Below are 20,845 nucleotides of genomic sequence, written 5' to 3'. Positions count from 1 at the left end.
GCTCGCTCGACCGTAGTGACCGCTACGCTCTTCGCTCCCGAGCACGCGCTGAGGGAAAAATGCCTGCGCCATCATCACGCCCCCTGGTGAAATATGCGGGTACCCGTCGGGTGTCGAAATCAGGCCCATCAGATTCACGGGATCGGGCGATCCCGATTCACAGCTGTTTCACGGTGTATCCCTGCTTTTTCAGGAGTTCCACAACGCTATCCGCGCCTACCAGGTGGAGCGCTCCGACCACCACCAGGGTGGTTCCCGGCCGATCCAGCAGGGGCTCGATCCGGAGCACCCAGTTCTTGTTTCGATCGACAACCAGCCTCTGATACAGGTTGGGATAGTCCTCGAAGCTCTTCTGCATCAACTCTTCCAGAACCTCGACTTCCCCGCCGGACCAGGCTTGCACCAGTTGTTCCGTTTCTTCCCCCAGGCGATCCAGTTCGCCCAACGTCTGCACAAGGAATTCCTCCTGCAACCTGTCGGACATTCCATCGAACAGGTCCAACTGGTACTCCATCGTTTCCAAGGCACCCATCTTCTTTCCCGCCTGCTTGCCCTGGTCGAAGTAATAGCGGTCGACGCCGTGCTTGGGGTCGAATCCCAGAGTCTGCAATTTGAAGAGGGTAAGGCTCAGACTGAGAGACCAGGGCTTGAGGTTGCGAAGCCGATCAAAGGCCAGTCCCATCGCCTCGGTTTTCTCTTTGGCCAGGGCCAAGGTCTCCGAGGAGACTCTGGCCTTGAGCGTCTCTCCCTGGAGCAATGCCTTCCGAGCGAACAATTGCTGGCTTGCCGGCGACTCGGCTTCGTCCAGGTCCAATTCCAGCAGGATCGTTTGGGCTTGCTCAAAGGCTGCTTCCGCCGCCGGAGAGACGATATGGGTCCCGGGTTTCAGCAAATGCACGGTGCCCAGTAGAAACAGGGTGCCCTTCTCGGAAGAAGCTTGCCACAAACAGCTCCTGGAGGTCTCCCGGGTTGCTGGAGACTCCTGGGCTGCTACCGCGGCGGCCCCAAGGCTGAGGCCGAAAACGATGGCCAACCATGCGAGGACAGCCTTCTTCGGCTTGCGGCCCGTGGTCCATTGAGAAAATGACATCGATCCCTTTCCCTTCCGAGGGTAGTCCCTCTTTCACACACTTGGCACACCGGCAGTAGCCGAGCCCAAACACGCCCGGCCCGCTCTTTTCGCCGGATTGCTTTCCCCGGTTCAACCCGGCGGCGAATGGTCGAGGAGTCGATTGACAATCGGCGCGTAACTGTCGATGCGCCTGTCTCGCAAGAAGGGCCATTGGCGCCGGACCGCTTCAATCCGGGACCAGTCGCATTCCGCCACCACCAGCTCTTCCTTGCGGGAAGCTTCCGTCAACACCACACCGAACGGGTCGCACAGGAATGAACCTCCCCAGAACTCCAGGCCCTCACCCTCCGGGGAGCGCTCGTAACCGACGCGGTTGACCGATGCCACGAAGATTCCGTTGGCAATGGCATGGGAACGCTGAATGGTCTTCCAGGCCTCCTGCTGGGCGGCTCCGTATTGCTGTTTCTCCGAGGGGTGCCATCCGATGGCGGTGGGAAAGAAGAGGATCTGGGCCCCGCCCAGGGCGATCAGGCGGGCCGCCTCCGGATACCACTGATCCCAGCACACCAGCACGCCGATGCTGCCGTAGCGGGTCTCGAAGGTCGGGTAACCCCGATCCCCCGGCGTAAAGTAGAATTTCTCGTAATAGAGCGGGTCGTCGGGAATGTGCATCTTGCGATAGCTCCCCAGCAAGGCCCCGTCCGCATCCAGGACGACGGCGGTGTTGTGGTAGACACCGGCCGTCCTTCTTTCGAACAGTGGAACCACCATCGCCATTCGATGTCGTCGGGCCAGCCCGGACAATACCTCGGTGGTGGGGCCCGGAATCGGCTCGGCGAGATCGAAGAAGATGTCGTCTTCCGTTTGGCAGAAGTACTGTGACCGGAACAGCTCCTGCAGGCAAAGAATCTGAACTCCCTGGTCGGCCGCCCGGCCAATGCCCTCCCGAACCTTCTCCAGATTGTCTCGAGGTTGGGGGCAGCTCGCCATCTGCAGAAGACCCACCTTTACCTTGGAGAATGTTTGTTTCCTGGTCATGCGAGTGCTTTTGGCTCACCTCCCTGCCCGGTCGCCGGCGACACTATATGGGGCCGACCTTGAAATTTCAACGGCCGGCATTTGTGCCTGCAAGCCCTGACAACCGGACCAACTCCGTGCATAGGATCGGTCCGTTTTGACGGGCAATCGGGCGACCCGGTGGAAGAATCCGTCTAAACTTGTGATAATATGGCATTTGTCAGTTTGCGCATCCCACGCCTTGCCAGGAGTTTATGATGGAGATACTGGGTGGTCCGTTGTACGCGGTTGCCGGCGCCGGAGAATCCCACGGTCCGGCCATCACGACCATCGTCTTCGGTTGCCCGCCCGGGCTCGGGATTTCCCGCGGGAGAATCCAGCGGTACCTGGACCGGCGGCGTCCGGGGAGCAGCAAGCATGGAACCCCCCGCCGCGAGCAGGACCGGTTGATTCTTTTGTCGGGGTTGTACCAGGCGGATACCGACCGCTTGACGGCCGGCGCCCCCATCCGGGTCGGCGACGCGGACCAGTCCCTTACGGTCCCCTCTTACGAGGAGGGCTACTGCAGCGGCGAACCGGTGGCGGCCCTGGTGCTCTCCTCATCCAAGCGGCCGCAGGACTATGAGCAGTTTGCAGGTCCTAAAGGGGAGGTTCGCCCCGGACACACCGACCTGGTCAAGCATCACCAGTCCCGAGGCTACGCGGACCCGAGAGGAGGGGGGCGCTCCAGCTACCGGTCCACCATCTCCGACGTGATCGCCGGCTCCATCGCCCGGATCTTTCTTCGGGAACATTTCCGCACGGTGATCCTGTCATCCATCTGCCAGGTGGGGCCGTTGAAAAGCTCGTTGACCCTGGCCGATCGGCTCGAAGACCTGCGGGAGCCCGGCTCGCGGAACTGTCCCGCGGACACCCTGGAAAGCCTGGAGAAGTCCCTGGAGGATTCCGAGATCCACGCGCTGGACACGGCCTTCGCCCGGAGCGCCGCCGAAGCCATCCGGGAAACCCGCAAGAAGGGAGATTCCCTGGGAGCATCGATCGAGGTGGTGGCGGTCAATCCGCCTCCGCTGGTCGGGGAACCACTCTATCAGAGCCTGAAGCTGCGCCTGATGGGTTCTTTGGGGGGATTGCACGCCGTTCAGTCGTGCGAGATCGGTGCGGGCTCGGCAGCCGTCGGGCGTCGGGGCAGCCAAAACAACGACCCCATCCGCCGTTCAGGCTATCAGGGCAACCACCACGGCGGATTGCTGGGTGGAGTGACTACCGGCAGTCCCTTGATCTGCCGGGTGGGGTTCAAGCCAACCTCCTCCATTCTGCTTCCCCAGCAGTCTGTCCGCAAAAACCTGGAAGAGATCGAGTTCAAGCTCAAGATGGGACGCCATGACCCTTGCGTGGGCATCCGCGCCGGGATCACACTGGAGTCGCGCCTGGCGATCGAGTTGATGAACGCGGTGCTCATGCATCAGTCTCAACGGCTGGACTTGAAGTCCCACCAGCTCTTTTGAAACAACCCTCCCGACCGTCCCGCGACGCCTGCCGGTGGACCGAAGGCAGCCCGTCAGGAAAGCCCCAGGGCGACCCTGCCGGCCGCTTGACGCCCTTGGTATCGGTGGTAGACTCAGGGCATGCGGGTCAGGCTCGCATTTCTCCAGGGGGTGTGCATCTGCCATGAAATGGATCTTCTACTTCGCCATTCTCCTGGCGGCCTTGATGTTTGTCCGGGGCGTGCTGCGGGCGTTCCTGGCGCCCATGCGGGGGCACTCCAACTTCGAGAATCCCGGCCCCTCCCGGTCCCGCGGTTCGACCGTCAAGCAGGGGACCATGGAGAAGGACCCCGTCTGCGGCACCTACGTCGACACCGACTCCGCCTTGCGCCGCTCCTTCCGCGGAGAAACCAAATACTTCTGCTCCTCGGAATGCCTTGAGAAGTTCCAGAAGAGCCGGTAGCTCAACCCTCGAAATACTCCGGACACCGATAAACGATCTTCCCCGCCACGATGGTGGCGGCCACGCGCCCTTTGAGGGCCGTTCCGTGGAAGGGAGAATTGCGGCTTTTGGACCTGGTCTGTCCGAGATCGTAGACCCATTCGGCGTCCGGGTCGAACAGGGTCAGGTCGGCCGCGCTTCCTGATTTCAGATGGCCGAGCGGCTGGTTGATCAGTTGGGCGGGTTGGGTGCTCATGAGCTCCACCACACGGCGGAGACTGATGAGACCGGGATGGTAGAGGCGGGTCAGGACCAGGCCCAGGGCGGTCTCGAGACCGATGATTCCAAAGGGTGCCTGGTCGAATTCCAGCATCTTTTCGTTGGGATTGTGTGGAGCGTGGTCGGTGACGATGCAATCCACCGTGCCGTCGACGATGGCTTCCAGCAACGCCTCGATGTCGTCCTCGGTTCGCAGGGGAGGACTCATCTTGGTGTTGGTGTCGTAGCCGCTGCAGGCCGCATCGCTGAGGGTGAAGTGGTGGGGGCAGACTTCGCAGGTGACATGAATTCCCTTGCTTTTTCCCTGCCTCACCAGATCGGCTGCGCCACGGGTGGAAAGATGGGCGATGTGGATGTGCGCGCCGGTCAATTCGGCCAGCATGATGTCCCGAGCCGCCATGGCGTCTTCGGCCGTGCGACTCATGCCCTTCAGGCCCAGGACCGTGGACTGGTACCCCTCGTTCATGCAGCCGTGGGCCGAGAGGTTGAGATCTTCGCAGTGTTCGATGACGGGGATCTTGAAGGGCAGCGAATACTCCAGCGCCCGACGCATGAGTTGTCCGTCCATCACGCCTTTGCCGTCGTCACTGATGCCGATGGCTCCCGCGTTGACCATTTCTCCGATTTCCGCCAGACGCTCCCCGGCGCTGCCCACGCTGATGGCGCCTATCGGAAACACCCGAGTCAAGGCCAGACGCTCAGCCTCCTTGAGGATGAAGCTGGTGACCGCGGGATTGTCATTGACCGGATTGGTGTTGGGCATGCAGCAGATGGAGGTAAAGCCGCCGACCGCTGCCGCCTCGGAACCGGATTGGATGGTCTCTTCGTCCTCCCTGCCGGGTTCTCTGAGGTGCACGTGGATATCGATCAAACCCGGGGACACGACCAGCCCGGAGGCGTCCAGGATTGGAATCCCCGGGGCCTGCAGGCCCGGGGCGATACGGCTGACCCTGCCGTCCTCCAGCAGGACATCGCTGACCTGGTCCAGCTCCTGCGCCGGGTCGATCACTCTTCCGCCTTTAACCAGCAAGGATGACATTCCTGACTCCTCCAGTGATTGCGGCCGCCAACACTCACCCCTCGGGGTCCCGCAGAGGTTGTTCCCTTCCTCCGATGACCAGGTAGAGCACGGCCATTCGAATGGCCACACCGCTGGCCACTTGTCCCAGGATCACCGAATAGGGTCCGTCGGCCACCTCCGACGCGATTTCCACGCCACGATTGATGGGACCGGGATGCATGATGATGGCGTCGGGCTTGGCCGACCTCATGCGCTTGGCGGTAAGCCCGTAGTAGCGGAAGTATTCCCGCACCGAGGGGAAGAAGGCCTCTCGCTGGCGCTCCATTTGAATGCGCAGCATCATCACCACGTCGGCCCCCTCCAGGGCTTCGTCCATTCGATCGGTCACGGTCAGCGATCCGTCTTCGCTGCCCATCCGTTCGAAGCCTACCGGGAGCAGGGTCGGCGGTCCGCAGACCGTCACCCCGGCACCCATCTTCCCCAGCAACAGACAATTGGACCGAGCCACACGGCTGTGGGCGATGTCTCCGATGATGGCGACCCTCAGTCCCTTCAAGGCGGGCTTGTGGTCCAGAATGGTGAGCGCGTCCAGTAGCGCCTGAGTGGGATGCTCATGGGCCCCGTCACCCGCGTTGACGATGCAGGCCGTACAGCTTCCAGCCAGTTGATGGGGGGCTCCGGCCGAAGAGTGTCGAATCACGATGACGTCCGGGGCCATGGCCTCCAGGTTTCTGGCCGTATCCACCAAGGTCTCTCCTTTTACAATGCTGCTGGAGGAAGTCGAGATATTGATGGCGTCGGCACTGAGTCGCTTGGCTGCGATCTCGAAGGAGGTGCGCGTCCGGGTAGAGGCCTCGAAGAAAAGATTGATAACGGTCTTGCCGCGAAGCGTGGGTACTTTCTTGATGGGACGGGTTGAGATTTCTCGAAGAGACTTGGCCGTCTCCAGGATCAATTGAATCTGATCCACCGACAGCGGCTCAATGCCCAGCAGGTGTTTGGCATTGAATGACACCGGGCCTCCCCGGGAGGTGGGTGGGGTGGACGCGCCGGACTTTGAGGCAATGGCTTCAGGACTCATGAAGCAGGTTCAACCAGCAGAACTCCCTCGCGACGATCGATCTCCTTGAGCCGGACCTCCACCATCTCCACCGCGTCGGTCTCGACCGTCTTGCCCACAAAATGGGCCTGGATGGGCAACTCCCGATGTCCCCGATCGATCAGGACACAGAGCTGAATGGCCTTGGGCCGGCCGTAATCCACCAGGGCGTCCATGGCGGCCCGCACGGTGCGCCCGGTGAACAGGACATCGTCCACCAGCACCACGATCTTCCGGTCCAACGGGAAATCGATTTCGCTGCTCTGTACGATCGGCTGGGTGGCTACCGAGGAAAGGTCGTCTCGATAGAGATTGATGTCGAGATGACCGACCGAAACCTTGACAGCCTGTATTTCCCACAGAGCCCCGGCCAGACGCTCCGCCAGCGGCACCCCGCGGCGGCGAATGCCAACCAGCGCCAATCCATGCTGACCCCGGTTGTGGTCGAGGATCTCCCGCGCCAGCCGGCGGATGGTGCGCTCGATCTGATCGGAGCTCATAAGTTCTTCTTTTTCAATCGGTCCCATTAGACTAATCATCATTTGGCCGGCTGCCGCTCACCGCAAAACCGCTCGAATACTACCACAGCAGGCGCTGGTCCGTCACCTCGGCCGCGGGATTGGCAGGCTCGGCAGTTCTTGTTTGAAATAAACGCTGCGTCTCAGGAAGCCGTAGCTTTACGGCGTCGCGTATGCCCCCCTCCGCATCAGCCTTCGCCTGCGGCTCGGCTTCTGCGACTCCCCCTCCAGGGGGGAGTGATTCTCGCGTTACAAACCGCAAACATCGTTTATACATTAGACCGCGAACATGATTTACATCCCGCCGAGGAATCGGGCAATAAGCCTTGTGCTGGCCTCAAGAATCACTCCCCCCTTGAGGGGGAGTCGGTGAGACAAGGGCCCCGCCCGCAGTCGAACCGGTGGGGGGGACGGAATTAGCGAGATCGCCAGTTAGGAGATTCAGCCTGCAGTCGAGCCGGAGGGGGGGCAGTCTCCGAGGTTCGTAAGAGGCTTCGAGCCCCTTCGTGGATTACTCTTTCCGAGAACCGACTTCTCCTACCGTTGGAGAGGAATGCAGGTTAATATCGCAATCGTTTCTCCGGGACCGAACCCACCAGACCCATGAAGCCCGAAGACCTGCTGCTGGCGCCCGAACTTTCCACGGAAGAGGTGACGGAATTCCTCGGCCGATTCGGATTCTCGGACCCGGCAGCCGCCGACCGCAACCTGCAGTTGATGGCGGAGGACGTGACTACCCGGCTGGCCCTGGCACGCATGCTGGGCAAGTTGCTGGAGGTGGTTCGGGAAACACCCGACCCCGACGGAGCTCTCAACCACTTCGAACGCCTGCTGGGGGTGGTCAGCCACCCGGTGAACTTCCTGGGCTTCCTGGGCGACACCGCCGAGGCCCTGGAGGCGGTGCTCCTGATCTGCGGCTGTTCCAGCTACGCCTCCGAAATTCTCATTCGCGACCCGGAGACCTTCTACTGGCTGCTGAACGAGCTGGGCGCGCCCTGGCCCAAATCCCTGGCCTCCTATCGCAATGAAGCCCGCCAGGCCATCTCCCCGGGCTGGGCTGACGAGGATCCATTGAGGGCTCTGGCCCGCTTCAAGCGCCGGGAGATGTTGCGCATCAGCGCCCGCGATATTTTGAGGGTCATCGACGTGGGCGGAACTACCACGGAGCTGTCTCGGCTGGCCGAGTCCGTCATTGACTGCGTATACGAGATTTGCCGGGCCCGCCTGGTGAGCCGGCACGGAATTCCCCAAACGCCCGACGGCCGGGGCGGAATGAGGGAGGCCCGCTTTACGGTGCTGGGAATGGGCAAGCTGGGAGGGGAGGAGCTCAACTACAGCTCCGATATCGATTTGATCTACTGCTACGACGGGGAGGAGGGCCAAACCGGGGGTGGGGAGGCCTGCTCGAAAGCTCCGCTCTCGAACAGTCCTGCCAAAACCATCTCAAACCGCGAATTCTTTACCAAGCTGGCTCGCATGATCACCCAAGCCCTGTCGGAGTCGACCGTTGAAGGAGCCTTCTATCGGGTGGACTTGCGGCTGCGGCCCGAAGGCAGCACCGGAAACGTTGCCACGTCGCTGAACGACTATCGGAACTACTATGGCAGTTGGGGGGAAACCTTCGAACGACTGGCATTGATCAAGGCGCGCCCGGTGGGCGGATGCAGGGAACTGGGACGGATCTTCTGCGAAACCTTTCGACCTTTTACCTACCGCAAATTCCTGGATTTTGCCTCTCTGGAGGAGCTTCAGGAGATCAAGAACCGCATCAACGCCAAGTTGGGTTCAACGGGAAAGCAGGAGCGGCACGTCAAGCTGGGGGAGGGAGGCATTCGCGAAGTCGAATTCTTCGTCCAGGCGCTCCAGCTCATCTACGGGGGTCGCCATCCGCACCTGCAGCAGGCGCAGACGGTGCAGGCCCTGGAGGCGCTGCACCGGGCCCGGTTCCTCAATACCCGGGAACATCGCGGTTTGCGAGAAGCCTACGAGTTTCTGCGCGACCTGGAGCACAAGCTTCAGATGGTCTTTCATTTCCAGACGCACGAATTGCCTGAGAAGGAAGAGGACCTCTACAAGTGCGCCCGGCGCATGGGGATTGCCGGCTCCACTGACGCGGAAACCGTGGACAGGTTCCGGCAAACCTACGCCCGGCACACGGCGCTGGTGCACGGCATGTTTGAAGACCTGGTGGCCTGGCGACGAGGGGGTGCTGCCGGCGTCGAGATCCGTGAGGCGGCGCTGGTGCTCCATCCGGGACTTGCGGAGCAGGAAGCCCACCGGATGCTTGCCGCCCGGGGATTTTCAGACCTGAGAACCGCCTACCACCAGATCACCCTGTTGCGGGATGCCCCCTCCTTCGCTCATGCCCCCTCCCGGATGCGCAACCTGCTGGCCAACCTGATGCCGAGACTGCTGAGCGAACTGCAGTCCAGCCCCGACCCCGACGCCGGCCTGTCCGCATTCGAAAGTTTCGCCGACGCCCTGGGCGATCGGGATTCGCTCTACGGCTTGCTGAACGAGTCTCCGGGTGTTCTGGCCCGGCTCCTGAGACTGCTTGCCTCCAGCCGATTTCTTTCGGACTTCCTCTGCAGACGGCCCGAATTCTTCGACACCCTGGTCCGCCCCGAGGGGTTGAAACGGCAGAAGACACTCGCACGCTTCTCGACCGAGTTGGCCTCGCTGCTCCGGGAAGCCGGCAATGACTGGGAAAAGCGCAGGTGTCTGAGACGCTATCAGCAAACCGAGATGTTCCGAATCGGGATGAAGGACGCCTTGGGCGAGTTGAGCCGGGACCAGGTCGGGAAGCAGATGGCGGGCCTGGCCGAGTGCTGCCTTCTGGCCGCCTTCGATCTGGCCTGTGAAAGCCTGGAAGACCGTTTCGGCCCGGGCTTCACCGGCTGGGCGCGCGAGCAGGTGGCCGTACTGGCCATGGGAAAGATGGGCGGCGCCGACCTCAGCTACCACTCCGACCTGGACCTGGTCTACTTCTATGCGGACGCGGATGCCGCGGCCAGTTGGGAGAGCCAGCGCCGCTGCGTCCGCCTGGTCGAGCGCCTCGACGAGATCCTTTCGGTGTCGCAGGGCGAGGGAACCATATACCACATAGACACGCGGCTGCGGCCCATGGGGAGCAAGGGGGATCTGGTCACTCCTGCAACCCGCTACCGTGAATACCTGGCCACACGGGCGGAAGCCTGGGAGCGCCTGGCGCTGTCCCGCCACCGCTTCATCTTGGGTGGGCGCCGCATTCGACGACAGATCGGCGCCATGATTGACGGGTTCGTCTATCAGCCGGAGTTGAGACCGGAGGAGGTCTCTCAGATCGCTCACCTACGAGGTCGCATGGAAGTCGAGCTGGGCAGAGAGGCCCAGCAAGGCCGATTCCATTTGAAAGCCGGGGCCGGAGGTTTGCAGGATGTGGAATTCGCCACCCAGTTGTTGCAGCTCAAGTATGGAGGAGAGTATCCCGAGCTCCGCAACCCCCGTACGCTCACGGCCATGGCTCGCATGGAAAGACGGGGACTACTGGGCGAGGATGCGCTTCACGACCTGTCGGAGGGTTACCGGTTCCTGCGCCGGCTCGAGAACAGACTGCGAATTGCAGCCACCGATGGCGTCTCCACGATCTCTCGAGACCCAAAGCACTTGCGCAAGCTGATTCTCCTTTTGGGGGAACCCAAGACTCCTTACTGCCAATCCCCGGAAGCCTTCACCGACCACTACCTGGCAACCACCCGCCGCGTCCGGCGCCACTACCGGGAAATCGTGGCCAAGCTGGGTGGGGACTAGTGTTCTGTTTCAGAAATAGAGTTGCCATATTTCGGGGCGCAACGGCGCCGGATTCTAGGAGCGACGACGATGCAATGCCCCTTCATTGTGAGGAGGAGCGACGACGAAGACGGCGCCGTTCCGCCCGAACCCGTAGGGCCGTTGGAGGTTCCCGGGAGGGGAAGCAAAATGGTGCCTGTTTCTCTGAAACGCATGGAATTTCTCAATCCGACCGTATCTCCGTGGAACCTCCATCGGAGATGGTAACTTTATTTCTGAAACAGGACACTAGCCCGCGCGGTAGGTGGCTGGCGGTTGTTGGAAGGGCAGTGCGTTGCGGAAGGGCGCTACTCATCCCCCGGCCTGGCGTTGGGGGAAGCGGGGAAAGCAGCATTGCCGAGCGGAAGTCCGGGCGTGCACCCCGTCGCTGGCCGGGAAGGGGCGGACCCTTGGGTCAGCGTTTCCCCGAACTCCCGTCGAACCGGGATGATGGGGTCAATTGACGTCCTTTTCTCCGGTCCGTATGTTGTATCCCTCATCTACCGGAAGGACGAAAATCCGGCCGTCTCCGATCTCTCCGGTTCTGGCGGCCTCAATGACGACTTTCAATACCTCGTCGACCTGATCATCCGGCAGCACCAAATCGATCATCATCTTGGGCAAAAGGGTCACGCTGTATTCCCGGCCCCGATAAATGGCCTTATGGCCTTTCTGGCGACCATGACCGCGTACTTCCGATACGGTCATTCCGGAAACATTGACCTGGGACAGAGCTTCCCGGACTTCCTCTACTTTGTTCGGCCGAATGATGCATTTCACGAGCTTCATGGATTTCCCCTTCCTCGTAGCGGTAACCAGCAAAGCGAATTTCGAATCAAACAACTACACCAGATCCAGCTTGAGGGAACCACGACTTGGATGCCGGCATTTCGTTGACGGGCTCATGGCTCTAACCCTCCGAGTCGAGCCGAATCCGGATCAGGCCCCATCCAGAGCCCGATGCAACGAATGTTCCAGCGCCTGCTGAGGCAGAGAGGTCAACTTCCCTCCCGCCTGCGTCAAGTAAAAGACGTCAATGGCTTTGTGTCCTTCGGTGGATATGAGGGCGACGTCGATGTTGCAGTCGTTCCTCGCCAAGTTGGTGGCAATAGTATACAGGAGCCCAAACCGATCGCGGGTCACGATTTCCATCAATGTGTACTTGTCCGAGGCATGGTCATCGAAACCCACAAAGGTATGAATCGGACTCCAACTCTTGGACCGAAAAAGAATACTACTTTCCCTTTTCTTGAGCAACACCGCCAGATCCTGGCGCCCCAGCACTACCTCACGCAGGGTGTTCTGAAAGGCATCCATCTCGCTACGGTTCATTTTGAACGTGTGCAGCCGGTCCTCGAACTCGATCAAATCCAGGATCAGGCCGTGGCTGTTGGCGAAGGCCTGCCCCCGAACGATATTCATGCCATAGCAGGCCAGGACCCCGGTTACTTTGGCGAACAGGTTGGGGCGGTCCAAGGCCATGAAGGTTAGCCGGTAGGTCGACCGATGCCGGGTCAGCCGGCTGACGATGTCGGTAGGGGAACGGATTCCCTCGGACAATCGATAGTGCTCGGCGATGTGTTCCGTGGGAGTGAAGCGCAGATAACGCCGCGGAAACCCATCCAGAAAGTCCTGCAGCCGGGAGTTGTCGGGGCCTTCCCCCACCAGGTCGGAAACTTTGTCCATCAAGCCGGAATCCTCGTTCAGGTGCCAGCGCTCATCGGCGAAGTCCCGGGTCAACTGAGCATTGGTTTCCACGTAGAGCTGCCATAGCACGTCTTCCTTCCATGGGGTCAGAGCCTCGGGACTGACGGCGGTGATGTCGGCGTAGGTCACCAGGCAGAGCAGGCGGAGATTGTCCTGGCTGCCCACAAACTCGGCAAATCGCTTGATTACGGACTCATCGGTCACATCTCTCCGCTGAAAGGTGTTGGACATCTCCAGGTGGCCGCTGACCAGGAATCGGACCGTTTCGAGATCTGCCAGGGGCAGTTGAATCCGCTCGGCAATCCGGTCGACGGCCGCCAGGCTCTTCTCGCAATGGTTGCCCGGCTCGGCTTTTCCGACGTCGTGAAACAGCAGGGAGAAGAGCAGCAGATCGGGACGTCGGAGGCCTTTGAGAATCTCGCCGAAGCGAAGGCTTCTCTCCGTTCGCCCGCGATAAAGTTCTTCCAGGTTCCTGACGGTCAGAAGGGAATGCTCATCCACGGTGTACTTGTGAAAGAAGTCCTGGGTGACGTGGCAGCGTATCCGATCGAACTCCGGAAAGATCTGCCCCAACAGTCCGATCTCGTGCATCAGGAACAGAGCGTCGTAAACCCCGTGGCGCTGGCGCAGCAACCTCAGGAAGTGATCCCTGACTTCCGCCGAGGCCCGAAGCCTTTCACCGATCAGCGGCAGATTTCTCCGGATCTGGTCCAGCGCCTCTTCGCTGACCGGAACCTGGTACCTCACCGAACGGGAGAACAGTTTCAGAACGTTGAGAGGGTTCTCCGGAATCACAGCTTCCCGGGGAAACGCCAGAGCGCCTTTCCTGACAACGGTGGTGGTCCAGGTCTTTTTCAGGGAACGCCTGTGGCGCCTCACCGGGGGGAAGGCTCTCCGAACCATGGATTCGCAAAAGGCGTGAATGACCTTGGCCTTCAGGAAGTAGTCCTTCATGAGGTTCTCCACCGCCATCCAGGGGGTGTCGGCAGAGTAGCCCAGCACCTTGACCATTTCTTCCTGCGACTCGTGAGACAGGACGTTCCGGTTGCGTCCGGCCAGAACGTGAAGGTAGGTCCTCAACTGCATCAGGAACCGTTGCGCCGCTCTGAGCTCGTCCCACTGGCCCTGGTTCAGGAGGCCCAGCTCGATCAGGCCCTGCCCCGACTCGACTCCGTAGAGGAGTCGACTCAGCCAGCCGGCCACCTGAAGATCTCTCAGGCCGCCCGGGGCTTCCTTGACGTCGGGCTCCAACTGGTAGATGGTCGAGCTGAAACGTTTCTGCCGCTCTTCGTAGCTGTCCACCAGAATACGCAGGAACTGCTTTCGCTGGCGCTTGAGGAGCCGTCTCACGTCCCGTTGCAGGAACTGTTGATAGAGGCGGGAGTCGCCGGCCACCAGGCGCGTTTCCAGCAGGGCGGTAGCCAGCTCCAGGTTCTCCGGATCGAAGCGATAGCGGTTCAGCTCCAGGATCTGGTGGCCAATGTGTAACCCCAGATCCCAAAGCGGATGAAACAGCCTCTTGAGGAAGGTTTCGTCCTCTTCCCGGAGGCGGCCGGCAAATAGCACCAGGATGTCGATGTCCGAATAGGGATGAAGCTGGTTTCGGCTGAATCCCCCGGCAGAGAGCAATGCGATCCCGTTGCGGCCGGGCGGCAGGGCGGTTCGAGCTTCACGGTAGGCATCCTCCACCACGCCCCTGATGAGCCCGGTCATGGACCCAAGCGTGGTCTCCACTTGCAGGTGGCCGCAAAAATCCTCTTTGAGCCGATCGATCTGCCGGTTCAGTTCTGCGCGTTTCATGGCTGGCAGCATTCTTTCCCAGATAAAGCCGAGAAATCAAACCATAGTTGACCGGGGGTAATCGACCGCGGGCAATCGGATTGACAGCGACCCGGGCCTGAGCTAAGCTGCGCCTGTTTCGACAGCACCGACATCACGGCAGGCCCGCCCCGATCCATGGACAATCCCACCTCACCAGGGGACGAGCAGCAACGGCTCGACTCCAATGCCAAGAGGCTCTTCTGGGCCAGCTTTATTGCCCTGGTGGCCACCGCCTTCGGCTTCATCGTGCGTACCCAGGTCATCAACGAATGGGGAGTCCAGTTCAACCTGAGCGAGACCCAGAAAGGCGAGATCTTCGGTGTGGGGCTTTGGCCTTTTGCCTTGAGCATCGTCCTGTTCAGTCTGGTGGTGGACCGCATCGGTTACGGCAAGGCCATGGCCTTCGCCCTTGTCTGCCATCTGGCCTCGGCCGTGATCACCATCCTGGCCCAGGGTTACTGGGGTCTCTATATCGGGACCTTCATCGTGGCGCTGGGCAATGGGACGGTTGAGGCGGTGGTCAATCCCGTGGTGGCCACCATGTATCCCCGCGACAAGACCAAGTGGCTCAATATCCTGCATGCAGGCTGGCCGGGAGGACTGGTTCTGGGCGGCATACTGGCCCTCATGATGGGCGGCGTGGACTGGCATTGGAAAGTGGCCTTGATCCTGCTGCCGACGGCAGTCTATGGACTGATGTTGCCCGGCTGCAGATTCCCCGTGCAGGAAAGGGTGCAGGCCGGCGTCTCCTACAAGGCCATGCTCCAGGAAGCAGGCATCCTGGGCATCCTGATTGTGGTGGCTCTGATCGTGAGCGAGGTTGGCCGCGTTTTTTCCTGGCCACTGACGGTTCAACTGGTGTTGGGTGGCGTTCTGGTAGGTGGCTACACCCTCTACGTGCGTTCCTGGGGCAGGATGATGTTCTTCTTCCTTCTCCTGCTGATGATTCCGCTGGCCACCACCGAGTTGGGCACCGATAGCTGGATCACTTCCCTCATGGCTCCCGAAATGAGCCAACTCGGAATCCATCCGGGGTGGGTGCTGGTCTACACCTCCCTCATCATGATGATCCTCCGCTTTTTCGCGGGTCCGTTCGTGCACAGGCTTTCTCCTCTGGGACTGTTGGCCGTCAGCAGCCTGGTGGCGGCGGTCGGCCTGGTAGCCTTGTCAAAATCGACCGGAATCGCCATTCTGCTGGCGGCGACCCTTTACGGTTTCGGCAAGACCTTCTTCTGGCCCACCATGCTGGGCGTCGTTTCCGAGCAGTTTCCCCGAGGAGGCGCCCTGACCCTGAACGCCATCGCAGCCGTGGGAACGCTCAGCGTTGGAGTGGTCGGCGCCGCCTTTCTCGGCCACGTTCAGGACCGGGTGATCGAACGCGAGCTGCACGCGCAGAATCCTGCTCTGCACGCCCAGGTGGTGAGCCGGGAGAAGGTGAGCGTGTTCGGCAGATACCGGCCCCTGGACCAGGAAAAGCTTCAAGCCGTAGGCGCGGACGACCTCCGCCTGATCGCAGAGGTCCAATCCGGCGCCAAGAAGGATGCCCTCATGACAGTGGCCGTCCTGCCCCTCATCATGCTCGGGGGGTATCTCGTTCTGATGGCCTACTTCAAGCGGATCGGAGGCTACCGGGCCAGACTTCTGGACCAGCCCAGCCGAAGCTGAAACTGGCGTGATCCTTTGCCTCCCTTTGACCGCTGACAGCAAAACTGTGTTTGCCGGTTCATCAGCGACCGCCGACCGGCAAAATCCTGATCCACAAGGAGGAAACCATGGCCGACTACATTCGGGTGGCCGGAGCCGATGAGATTGCGGCAGGGCAGGGCCGAACGGTTGAGGTCGACGGAAAGAGAATCGCGGTGTTCAACGTGGATGGCGATCTGCATGCGATCGACGACACCTGTGTCCACCGGGGCGGACCGCTGGGCGAGGGCTCGCTGGACGGCAACGTCGTGAGCTGCCCCTGGCATTCCTGGCGATTCGACGTGGCCACCGGCGCCTGCCTGACCAACCCGCGGGCCCAGGTGGGATGCTACCCGGTCAAGATCGAAGGAGATGACGTCTGGGTGAGCTGTTGAGAACCATGATTAAGGAGTAAGTCGGCGGTCTTGCGTTCATGCCAGCGTCATGCTAAGATCATGACATGGCCAACCTTCAAGTAAAGAACATCCCGGAAGATCTTCACGAGCGCCTGCGCCGCCACGCGAGAGAGAACCACTGCACCCTGAGCGCGTCGGTACTGGCCGCGCTCGAACGCGAGTTGGCGAGGTGGGAGTGGCGCAAGCACCTGGCTCAGCGCCCCAAGACCCGCCTCGGAGTACCGGCGGCAGCGTTGCTTCTGGAGGAACGTTCACACCGAGACCTGGAGATCGGGTGACCGGGTACGTTGTCGATGCCTCAGTTGCGGTCGAGTACCTCCTGAGGACCTCCCTCGGACGGGCCGTAGCAGACATGATCGAGAATGCATCCCTGTCAGCGCCCGAGTTGATGGACGCAGAGGTCTTGTCGGTGTTGCGCCGCGCGGTGCTGAAGGGTCACCTCGAGGAGTCGCGGGCATCGCTGGCTATCGATGACTTGGCCCACTGGCCGGTGGACCGAATTTCGCACCGGTACTTGGCTCGTCTGGCTTGGCAGTATCACCGCAGCGTCAGCGCCTACGATGCCTTCTATCTCGCAGCCGCCCGCACACTGGATATTCCCCTCTTGACCGCCGACGGAAGACTTTCCAGAACCTCGGGCCTGAAAGTCGTGGTACAGCACGTCCATATTGGTTGACTCCCGGCTTTTGCATGCCTATAGGTTCTGCCTGCCATGGCCTGCTCCCGCCGGAACCACTGAGAAAACGGTCCCTGCCTTAAACTTGCTTAAAAACCCGGCCGGCGGGTACAATATTGTCGTCGGGTTTTCGCCTGCTCTCACTGGACTTGAATCGTTGGCGGCGGGAAGGAAGAAAGCATGGACAAGGGAAAAATCAAGTTCCTGGCCGGCTCTCTGGTTATCGTACTGGCGGTTGCTTGGCTGGGGTTCAGCAGCTTCGACGAAAGCGTGGCCTACTACAAGACCGTCGGCGAATTGCAGGCCATGGGGGACGAAGCCTACGGCCGCCGGATCCGGGTAGCCGGCAACGTCGTTCCCGGGAGCATCCTGAAGGCGGATGAAGGAGTGCGGTTCACCCTGGAACAAGAGGGACATAGCCTGAATATCCGCTACGTAGGGAAGGATCTGCTGCCGGACACCTTCAAGGACGACGCGGAGGCCATGGCGGAAGGCAAGCTCATGCCCGGCGGAGAGTTTCAGTCGACGGTGGTTCAGGCCAAGTGCGCCTCCAAGTACGAGGCCACCTACAGCCAGGAAGCCCTCAAGCAGGCCGCCGGTCAAAACCAGTGACCCTGCCGGCAAGGACCGGGCAGTGAAACGCCGAGAGTTGTTCCTTCCGGCGTCTATCCTCAGGTCAATTCAGCACCGAACCCCTATAGAAATCACTCCATGCAAGTCTTTTTGACCGATGTCGGACAGTTCACCATGCTGCTGGCCTTCGGCCTGTCCTGTTATGCGCTGGTTGCGTCGCTGCTGGCAGGGAAGTTCGGGCACCGACGTCTGGCCGCCACCGGAGAGAGAGCCGCCGTCGCCGTCACTGTCCTGGTGACCGTCGCCGTGATGAGCCTCTGGTACCAGCTCGTCACCAGCAACTTCCAACTCCAGTATGTCGCCTCCTCCAGCAACCAGGCCATGCCCTGGTACTACAAGGTGGGGGCGCTGTGGGGAGGACAGGAAGGTTCGCTTCTCTTCTGGTGCTGGATTCTGACCCTCTTCTCCATGGTGACCGTCCTGGTCCATCGCAAGAGAAATCCCGTCCTGATGCCCTGGGTGGTTGGAGTGGTCGCCATGGTGACCACCTTCTTTCTGCTGGTCAACAACTTCGTCGCCAACCCCTTCGACGCCATCGGCGTGTCGCAGGCCGGGCAAGCGCCGGTGCCCTGGACTCCCCCCGACGGTCAGGGACTCAATCCCCTGCTGCAATACTGGGCCATGGTGATCCACCCGCCCATCCTCTACGTGGGCTACGTCGGATTCACCATCCCCTTCGCTTTCGCCATTGCCGCCCTGATCACTCGGGAACTGGACGAGGATTGGATCCGTACGACCAGGCGATGGATGATGGTCCCCTGGCTGTTCCTGGGAACGGGAATCCTCTTGGGCGCCATGTGGGCTTACGTGGTGTTGGGCTGGGGCGGATACTGGGGGTGGGACCCGGTGGAAAACGCCTCCCTGATGCCCTGGCTGACCGGGACGGCCTTCCTGCACTCGGTCATCATGCAGGAACGCAAGGGGATGATGAAGGTATGGAACATGGTCCTGATCCTGGCCACCTTTCTGCTGTGCATTCTCGGCACTTTTCTGACTCGCAGCGGAATCGTTTCCTCGGTCCACTCTTTCGCCCAGTCTCCGATCGGTCCCTACTTCTCTTCCTTTCTGATCCTGATGACCGCCCTGTCGCTCTACTTTCTCTTCACCCGACTGGAAGAGCTCAAGAGCGAGAACCGACTGGACTCGGTGGTTTCCAGGGAAAGCAGCTTCCTGTTCAACAACCTGGTTCTGTTGGCGACCACCTTTGCCGTGTTGTGGGGAACCATCTTTCCGATCCTGTCGGAATGGGTCACCAACGAGAAGAGAACGGTAGGGGCTCCTTTCTTCAACCAGGTCAACATCCCCATCGGGCTGTTCCTGCTCTTCCTGACCGGTGTCGGACCCTTGCTGGCCTGGAGAAAAACCTCCCTGCGCAGCCTGAGGAAGAACTTCACCATTCCGCTGGCGGCCGGGCTGGGGGCGGGAGCGGTGTTTGTCGCTTTCGGGATGCGCCATTTCTATGCGACCGTCTGCCTCGTTCTCTGCGTCTTCGTATTGGTGACCATTCTGGCCGAGTTCCATCGGGGCGCCCGCGCAAGGCGCCGGCAGGGTCAGGCCTACTGGCAGTCGCTCTGGATCCTGACCTTCCGCAACACCCGCAGGCATGGCGGCTATATCGTGCACGTGGCCATGGTCTTCCTGTTCGTGGGATTTGCCGGGGCGGGCTTTGACCAGGAACAGCAACAAGCCATGGTTCCGGGGGACAAGCTGGAAATCGGCTCCTACACGCTGGAGATGAAGGAGGTCGAGAACGCCGACAACCCCAACTACTCCTCCGCCCTGGCCCGTTTGCAGGTCTGGAAGGAGGGTCGGGCCCTCTCCGAGATCAAGCCGGAACAGCGCCTCTACAAGACCAGCAAGCAGCCCACTTCCGAGGTGGCCCTCCACCGGACGCTCAAGGAGGACCTTTACGTCGTCTTTGCCGGCCCCGACCAGGATGGGTCCAGTTTCATCATTCAGGCCTACATCAAGCCGCTGGTCGCCTGGATCTGGATCGGAGGAGCCGTCTTTATCCTGGGGACGGTGATCTGCCTGATCCCCAACCAGCATGAGCGGGCGGCTCAGAAAGTTCCGCTGAAAGTCGAGGCCAGGTCTTATGCCAAAGTCTAGGACAGGCCCTGGGACGCAGTACAAACCGCTTGCGGTTCCATTCCGGTCCCACGGCTTTGCCTGGGTCCGCTACCGGTTTTCGGCCCTGATTCTGCTTCTGGCAATCCTGCTTCCCCCACCGGCCTCCGCTCAGATCTTTTCGCCCGAAGTCAAGAAGGTCTCCGAAAACTTTGTCTGTCAATGCAGCTGCAACCACCAGCTCTCGGGCTGTGGCATGCTGCATTGTGGTTCCGCCAACCCGCTGAGAAGCGAGATCGACCAGAAGCTGCAGGCGGGGATGACGGAAGAGCAGATCGTCGACGACTTCGTGGCCAAGTACGGTGGCGTTATTCTATCGGCGCCCACAGGCGAGGGCTTCGACCTGGTAGCCTGGACCCTGCCGGTGGTGGCTCTTCTGGCAGGGCTGCTCGTGCTCTATCGGGTCGTCAGGGTATGGACCCGGCGCCGGCCGCTCCCGGCGTCGACTCCGGCCGTCCCGGAGGCCATTCCGGAAGCGTATCGAAACCGGATGGAGAAGGAGTTGAAGGATTTCGACTGACCCCCTGTTCCGGAGTGGCGCCATCACCCAAGCAGAGGGCATCCTTTGAGATTCGAGGTTAAGTTCCCATGGTCTGGCTGGCTCTGACATGCATACTGATCTCCCTGGCCGCGGCCTTTTACGTCTTTCGCCCGCTGCTTTCCACCGCCGGCAGTCCCTTCCTGGTGGACGTCGACAGCCGCTCCACAGGCCTGAAGCGCCTGCTGAGAAGGAAGGAGACCATCTACGAGAACATCAAGGACCTGGACTTCGAGTACAAGATGGGGAAACTCTCCGACGAGGACTACCAGCGACTCCATCAGGACTACCTGACAGAAGCCTACGGGGTGGTGAGCCAGATCGAAGCGATCCAACCCGAGCCGCTCGACCGCACGGGTAGTCCTCAGGTGGTGGCGGTGCTCAAGAGCGGCAAGCGCCCCGGCAAATCCAGGAAGCCTTGAACAGAAAACCTTCCCATCCTCCCCATCCGTCGGGGTTCCAATCGACACATCGCCCCTCCCTCCAGCCTTCCCAGGGCAGAGAA

18 protein-coding genes are annotated in these 20,845 nt (G+C 61.0%); 11 read left to right on the top strand and 7 right to left on the bottom strand.

Annotation, left to right across the window (positions count from 1 at the left end):
* Positions 1 to 157: 157 nt before the first annotated feature.
* Together OXI69_05735 and OXI69_05730 are read right to left on the bottom strand one after the other, a co-directional pair.
* Complete coding sequence (locus tag OXI69_05735) at positions 158 to 1,090, bottom strand: TraB/GumN family protein (GenBank protein ID MDE2665631.1); 933 nt, start codon at positions 1,088 to 1,090, stop codon at positions 158 to 160.
* A 111-nt stretch (positions 1,091 to 1,201) separates the two neighbouring features.
* Positions 1,202 to 2,110 carry a carbon-nitrogen hydrolase gene (locus OXI69_05730; protein ID MDE2665630.1) on the bottom strand — a complete coding sequence of 303 codons (909 nt, stop codon included), beginning with the start codon at positions 2,108 to 2,110 and terminating at the stop codon, positions 1,202 to 1,204.
* Between the two features lie 236 nt (positions 2,111 to 2,346).
* Between OXI69_05730 and OXI69_05725 the strand changes: the two genes are divergently transcribed.
* Positions 2,347 to 3,594 (top strand): chorismate synthase, encoded by a 1,248-nt coding sequence (locus OXI69_05725; protein ID MDE2665629.1) that lies wholly within the window; start codon positions 2,347 to 2,349, stop codon positions 3,592 to 3,594.
* A 163-nt stretch (positions 3,595 to 3,757) separates the two neighbouring features.
* Positions 3,758 to 4,036: a YHS domain-containing protein gene (locus OXI69_05720; GenBank protein ID MDE2665628.1), complete on the top strand. Its 279-nt coding sequence runs from the start codon at positions 3,758 to 3,760 to the stop codon at positions 4,034 to 4,036.
* 1 nt (position 4,037) lies between these two features.
* Here the strand turns inward: OXI69_05720 and OXI69_05715 are convergent, their stop codons facing one another.
* From OXI69_05715 to pyrR, 3 genes are all read right to left on the bottom strand, one after another.
* Positions 4,038 to 5,333, bottom strand: a complete 1,296-nt coding sequence (locus OXI69_05715) for a dihydroorotase (protein ID MDE2665627.1) — start codon at positions 5,331 to 5,333, stop codon at positions 4,038 to 4,040.
* A 34-nt stretch (positions 5,334 to 5,367) separates the two neighbouring features.
* The gene (locus tag OXI69_05710) at positions 5,368 to 6,330 is read right to left on the bottom strand and encodes an aspartate carbamoyltransferase catalytic subunit (protein MDE2665626.1); all 963 of its coding nucleotides are present in this window, start codon (positions 6,328 to 6,330) and stop codon (positions 5,368 to 5,370) included.
* 62 nt (positions 6,331 to 6,392) lie between these two features.
* Positions 6,393 to 6,941 carry a bifunctional pyr operon transcriptional regulator/uracil phosphoribosyltransferase PyrR gene (pyrR, locus tag OXI69_05705; GenBank protein ID MDE2665625.1) on the bottom strand — a complete coding sequence of 183 codons (549 nt, stop codon included), beginning with the start codon at positions 6,939 to 6,941 and terminating at the stop codon, positions 6,393 to 6,395.
* Positions 6,942 to 7,535: 594 nt separating this feature from the next.
* Between pyrR and glnE the strand changes: the two genes are divergently transcribed.
* Complete coding sequence (glnE, locus tag OXI69_05700) at positions 7,536 to 10,721, top strand: bifunctional [glutamate--ammonia ligase]-adenylyl-L-tyrosine phosphorylase/[glutamate--ammonia-ligase] adenylyltransferase (protein MDE2665624.1); 3,186 nt, start codon at positions 7,536 to 7,538, stop codon at positions 10,719 to 10,721.
* Positions 10,722 to 11,195: 474 nt separating this feature from the next.
* Here glnE and OXI69_05695 read toward each other — a convergent pair whose 3' ends face one another.
* Positions 11,196 to 11,528: a P-II family nitrogen regulator gene (locus OXI69_05695; GenBank protein ID MDE2665623.1), complete on the bottom strand. Its 333-nt coding sequence runs from the start codon at positions 11,526 to 11,528 to the stop codon at positions 11,196 to 11,198.
* Positions 11,529 to 11,678: 150 nt separating this feature from the next.
* Positions 11,679 to 14,246 carry a [protein-PII] uridylyltransferase gene (glnD, locus tag OXI69_05690; GenBank protein MDE2665622.1) on the bottom strand — a complete coding sequence of 856 codons (2,568 nt, stop codon included), beginning with the start codon at positions 14,244 to 14,246 and terminating at the stop codon, positions 11,679 to 11,681.
* A 156-nt stretch (positions 14,247 to 14,402) separates the two neighbouring features.
* Here glnD and OXI69_05685 point away from each other — a divergent pair, with 156 nt between their 5' ends.
* The 8 genes from OXI69_05685 to OXI69_05650 all read left to right on the top strand — a co-directional run bounded on the left by OXI69_05685 (position 14,403) and on the right by OXI69_05650 (position 20,762).
* Complete coding sequence (locus OXI69_05685; GenBank protein MDE2665621.1) at positions 14,403 to 15,932, top strand: MFS transporter; 1,530 nt, start codon at positions 14,403 to 14,405, stop codon at positions 15,930 to 15,932.
* Positions 15,933 to 16,039: 107 nt separating this feature from the next.
* Positions 16,040 to 16,345 (top strand): non-heme iron oxygenase ferredoxin subunit, encoded by a 306-nt coding sequence (locus tag OXI69_05680; protein MDE2665620.1) that lies wholly within the window; start codon positions 16,040 to 16,042, stop codon positions 16,343 to 16,345.
* A gap of 65 nt (positions 16,346 to 16,410) precedes the next feature.
* Positions 16,411 to 16,644, top strand: a complete 234-nt coding sequence (locus tag OXI69_05675; GenBank protein ID MDE2665619.1) for a toxin-antitoxin system HicB family antitoxin — start codon at positions 16,411 to 16,413, stop codon at positions 16,642 to 16,644.
* On the top strand, positions 16,641 to 17,042 hold the full coding sequence (locus tag OXI69_05670; protein ID MDE2665618.1) for a type II toxin-antitoxin system VapC family toxin: 402 nt from the start codon (positions 16,641 to 16,643) through the stop codon (positions 17,040 to 17,042). Before OXI69_05675 ends, OXI69_05670 begins: the two co-directional genes overlap by 4 nt.
* A gap of 180 nt (positions 17,043 to 17,222) precedes the next feature.
* Positions 17,223 to 17,654: a cytochrome c maturation protein CcmE gene (locus tag OXI69_05665; protein MDE2665617.1), complete on the top strand. Its 432-nt coding sequence runs from the start codon at positions 17,223 to 17,225 to the stop codon at positions 17,652 to 17,654.
* A 99-nt stretch (positions 17,655 to 17,753) separates the two neighbouring features.
* Positions 17,754 to 19,784 carry a heme lyase CcmF/NrfE family subunit gene (locus OXI69_05660; GenBank protein MDE2665616.1) on the top strand — a complete coding sequence of 677 codons (2,031 nt, stop codon included), beginning with the start codon at positions 17,754 to 17,756 and terminating at the stop codon, positions 19,782 to 19,784.
* Positions 19,771 to 20,322 (top strand): cytochrome c-type biogenesis protein CcmH, encoded by a 552-nt coding sequence (locus tag OXI69_05655; GenBank protein MDE2665615.1) that lies wholly within the window; start codon positions 19,771 to 19,773, stop codon positions 20,320 to 20,322. The genes OXI69_05660 and OXI69_05655 overlap by 14 nt, the downstream gene beginning before the upstream one ends.
* Positions 20,323 to 20,390: 68 nt before the next feature.
* Positions 20,391 to 20,762, top strand: coding sequence for a hypothetical protein (locus OXI69_05650; protein MDE2665614.1), 372 nt, complete (start codon positions 20,391 to 20,393; stop codon positions 20,760 to 20,762).
* Positions 20,763 to 20,845: the final 83 nt, after the last annotated feature.

The organism is Acidobacteriota bacterium, assembly GCA_028875575.1.
In the GTDB taxonomy this organism is placed as follows: domain Bacteria; phylum Acidobacteriota; class Terriglobia; order Versatilivoradales; family Versatilivoraceae; genus Versatilivorator.
This window is presented reverse-complemented; position numbering and strand designations above follow the sequence as displayed.

Coding starts and splice junctions, on each gene's coding strand:
- OXI69_05695 (MDE2665623.1), bottom strand. CDS start 11,528: ATGAAGCTCGTGAAATGCATCATTCGGCCGAACAAAGTAGAGGAAGTC.
- pyrR (MDE2665625.1), bottom strand. CDS start 6,941: ATGGGACCGATTGAAAAAGAAGAACTTATGAGCTCCGATCAGATCGAG.
- OXI69_05735 (MDE2665631.1), bottom strand. CDS start 1,090: ATGTCATTTTCTCAATGGACCACGGGCCGCAAGCCGAAGAAGGCTGTC.
- OXI69_05685 (MDE2665621.1), top strand. CDS start 14,403: ATGGACAATCCCACCTCACCAGGGGACGAGCAGCAACGGCTCGACTCC.
- OXI69_05680 (MDE2665620.1), top strand. CDS start 16,040: ATGGCCGACTACATTCGGGTGGCCGGAGCCGATGAGATTGCGGCAGGG.
- OXI69_05655 (MDE2665615.1), top strand. CDS start 19,771: ATGCCAAAGTCTAGGACAGGCCCTGGGACGCAGTACAAACCGCTTGCG.
- OXI69_05725 (MDE2665629.1), top strand. CDS start 2,347: ATGGAGATACTGGGTGGTCCGTTGTACGCGGTTGCCGGCGCCGGAGAA.
- glnE (MDE2665624.1), top strand. CDS start 7,536: ATGAAGCCCGAAGACCTGCTGCTGGCGCCCGAACTTTCCACGGAAGAG.
- OXI69_05720 (MDE2665628.1), top strand. CDS start 3,758: ATGAAATGGATCTTCTACTTCGCCATTCTCCTGGCGGCCTTGATGTTT.
- OXI69_05650 (MDE2665614.1), top strand. CDS start 20,391: ATGGTCTGGCTGGCTCTGACATGCATACTGATCTCCCTGGCCGCGGCC.
- OXI69_05715 (MDE2665627.1), bottom strand. CDS start 5,333: ATGTCATCCTTGCTGGTTAAAGGCGGAAGAGTGATCGACCCGGCGCAG.
- OXI69_05730 (MDE2665630.1), bottom strand. CDS start 2,110: ATGACCAGGAAACAAACATTCTCCAAGGTAAAGGTGGGTCTTCTGCAG.
- glnD (MDE2665622.1), bottom strand. CDS start 14,246: ATGAAACGCGCAGAACTGAACCGGCAGATCGATCGGCTCAAAGAGGAT.
- OXI69_05675 (MDE2665619.1), top strand. CDS start 16,411: ATGGCCAACCTTCAAGTAAAGAACATCCCGGAAGATCTTCACGAGCGC.
- OXI69_05665 (MDE2665617.1), top strand. CDS start 17,223: ATGGACAAGGGAAAAATCAAGTTCCTGGCCGGCTCTCTGGTTATCGTA.
- OXI69_05660 (MDE2665616.1), top strand. CDS start 17,754: ATGCAAGTCTTTTTGACCGATGTCGGACAGTTCACCATGCTGCTGGCC.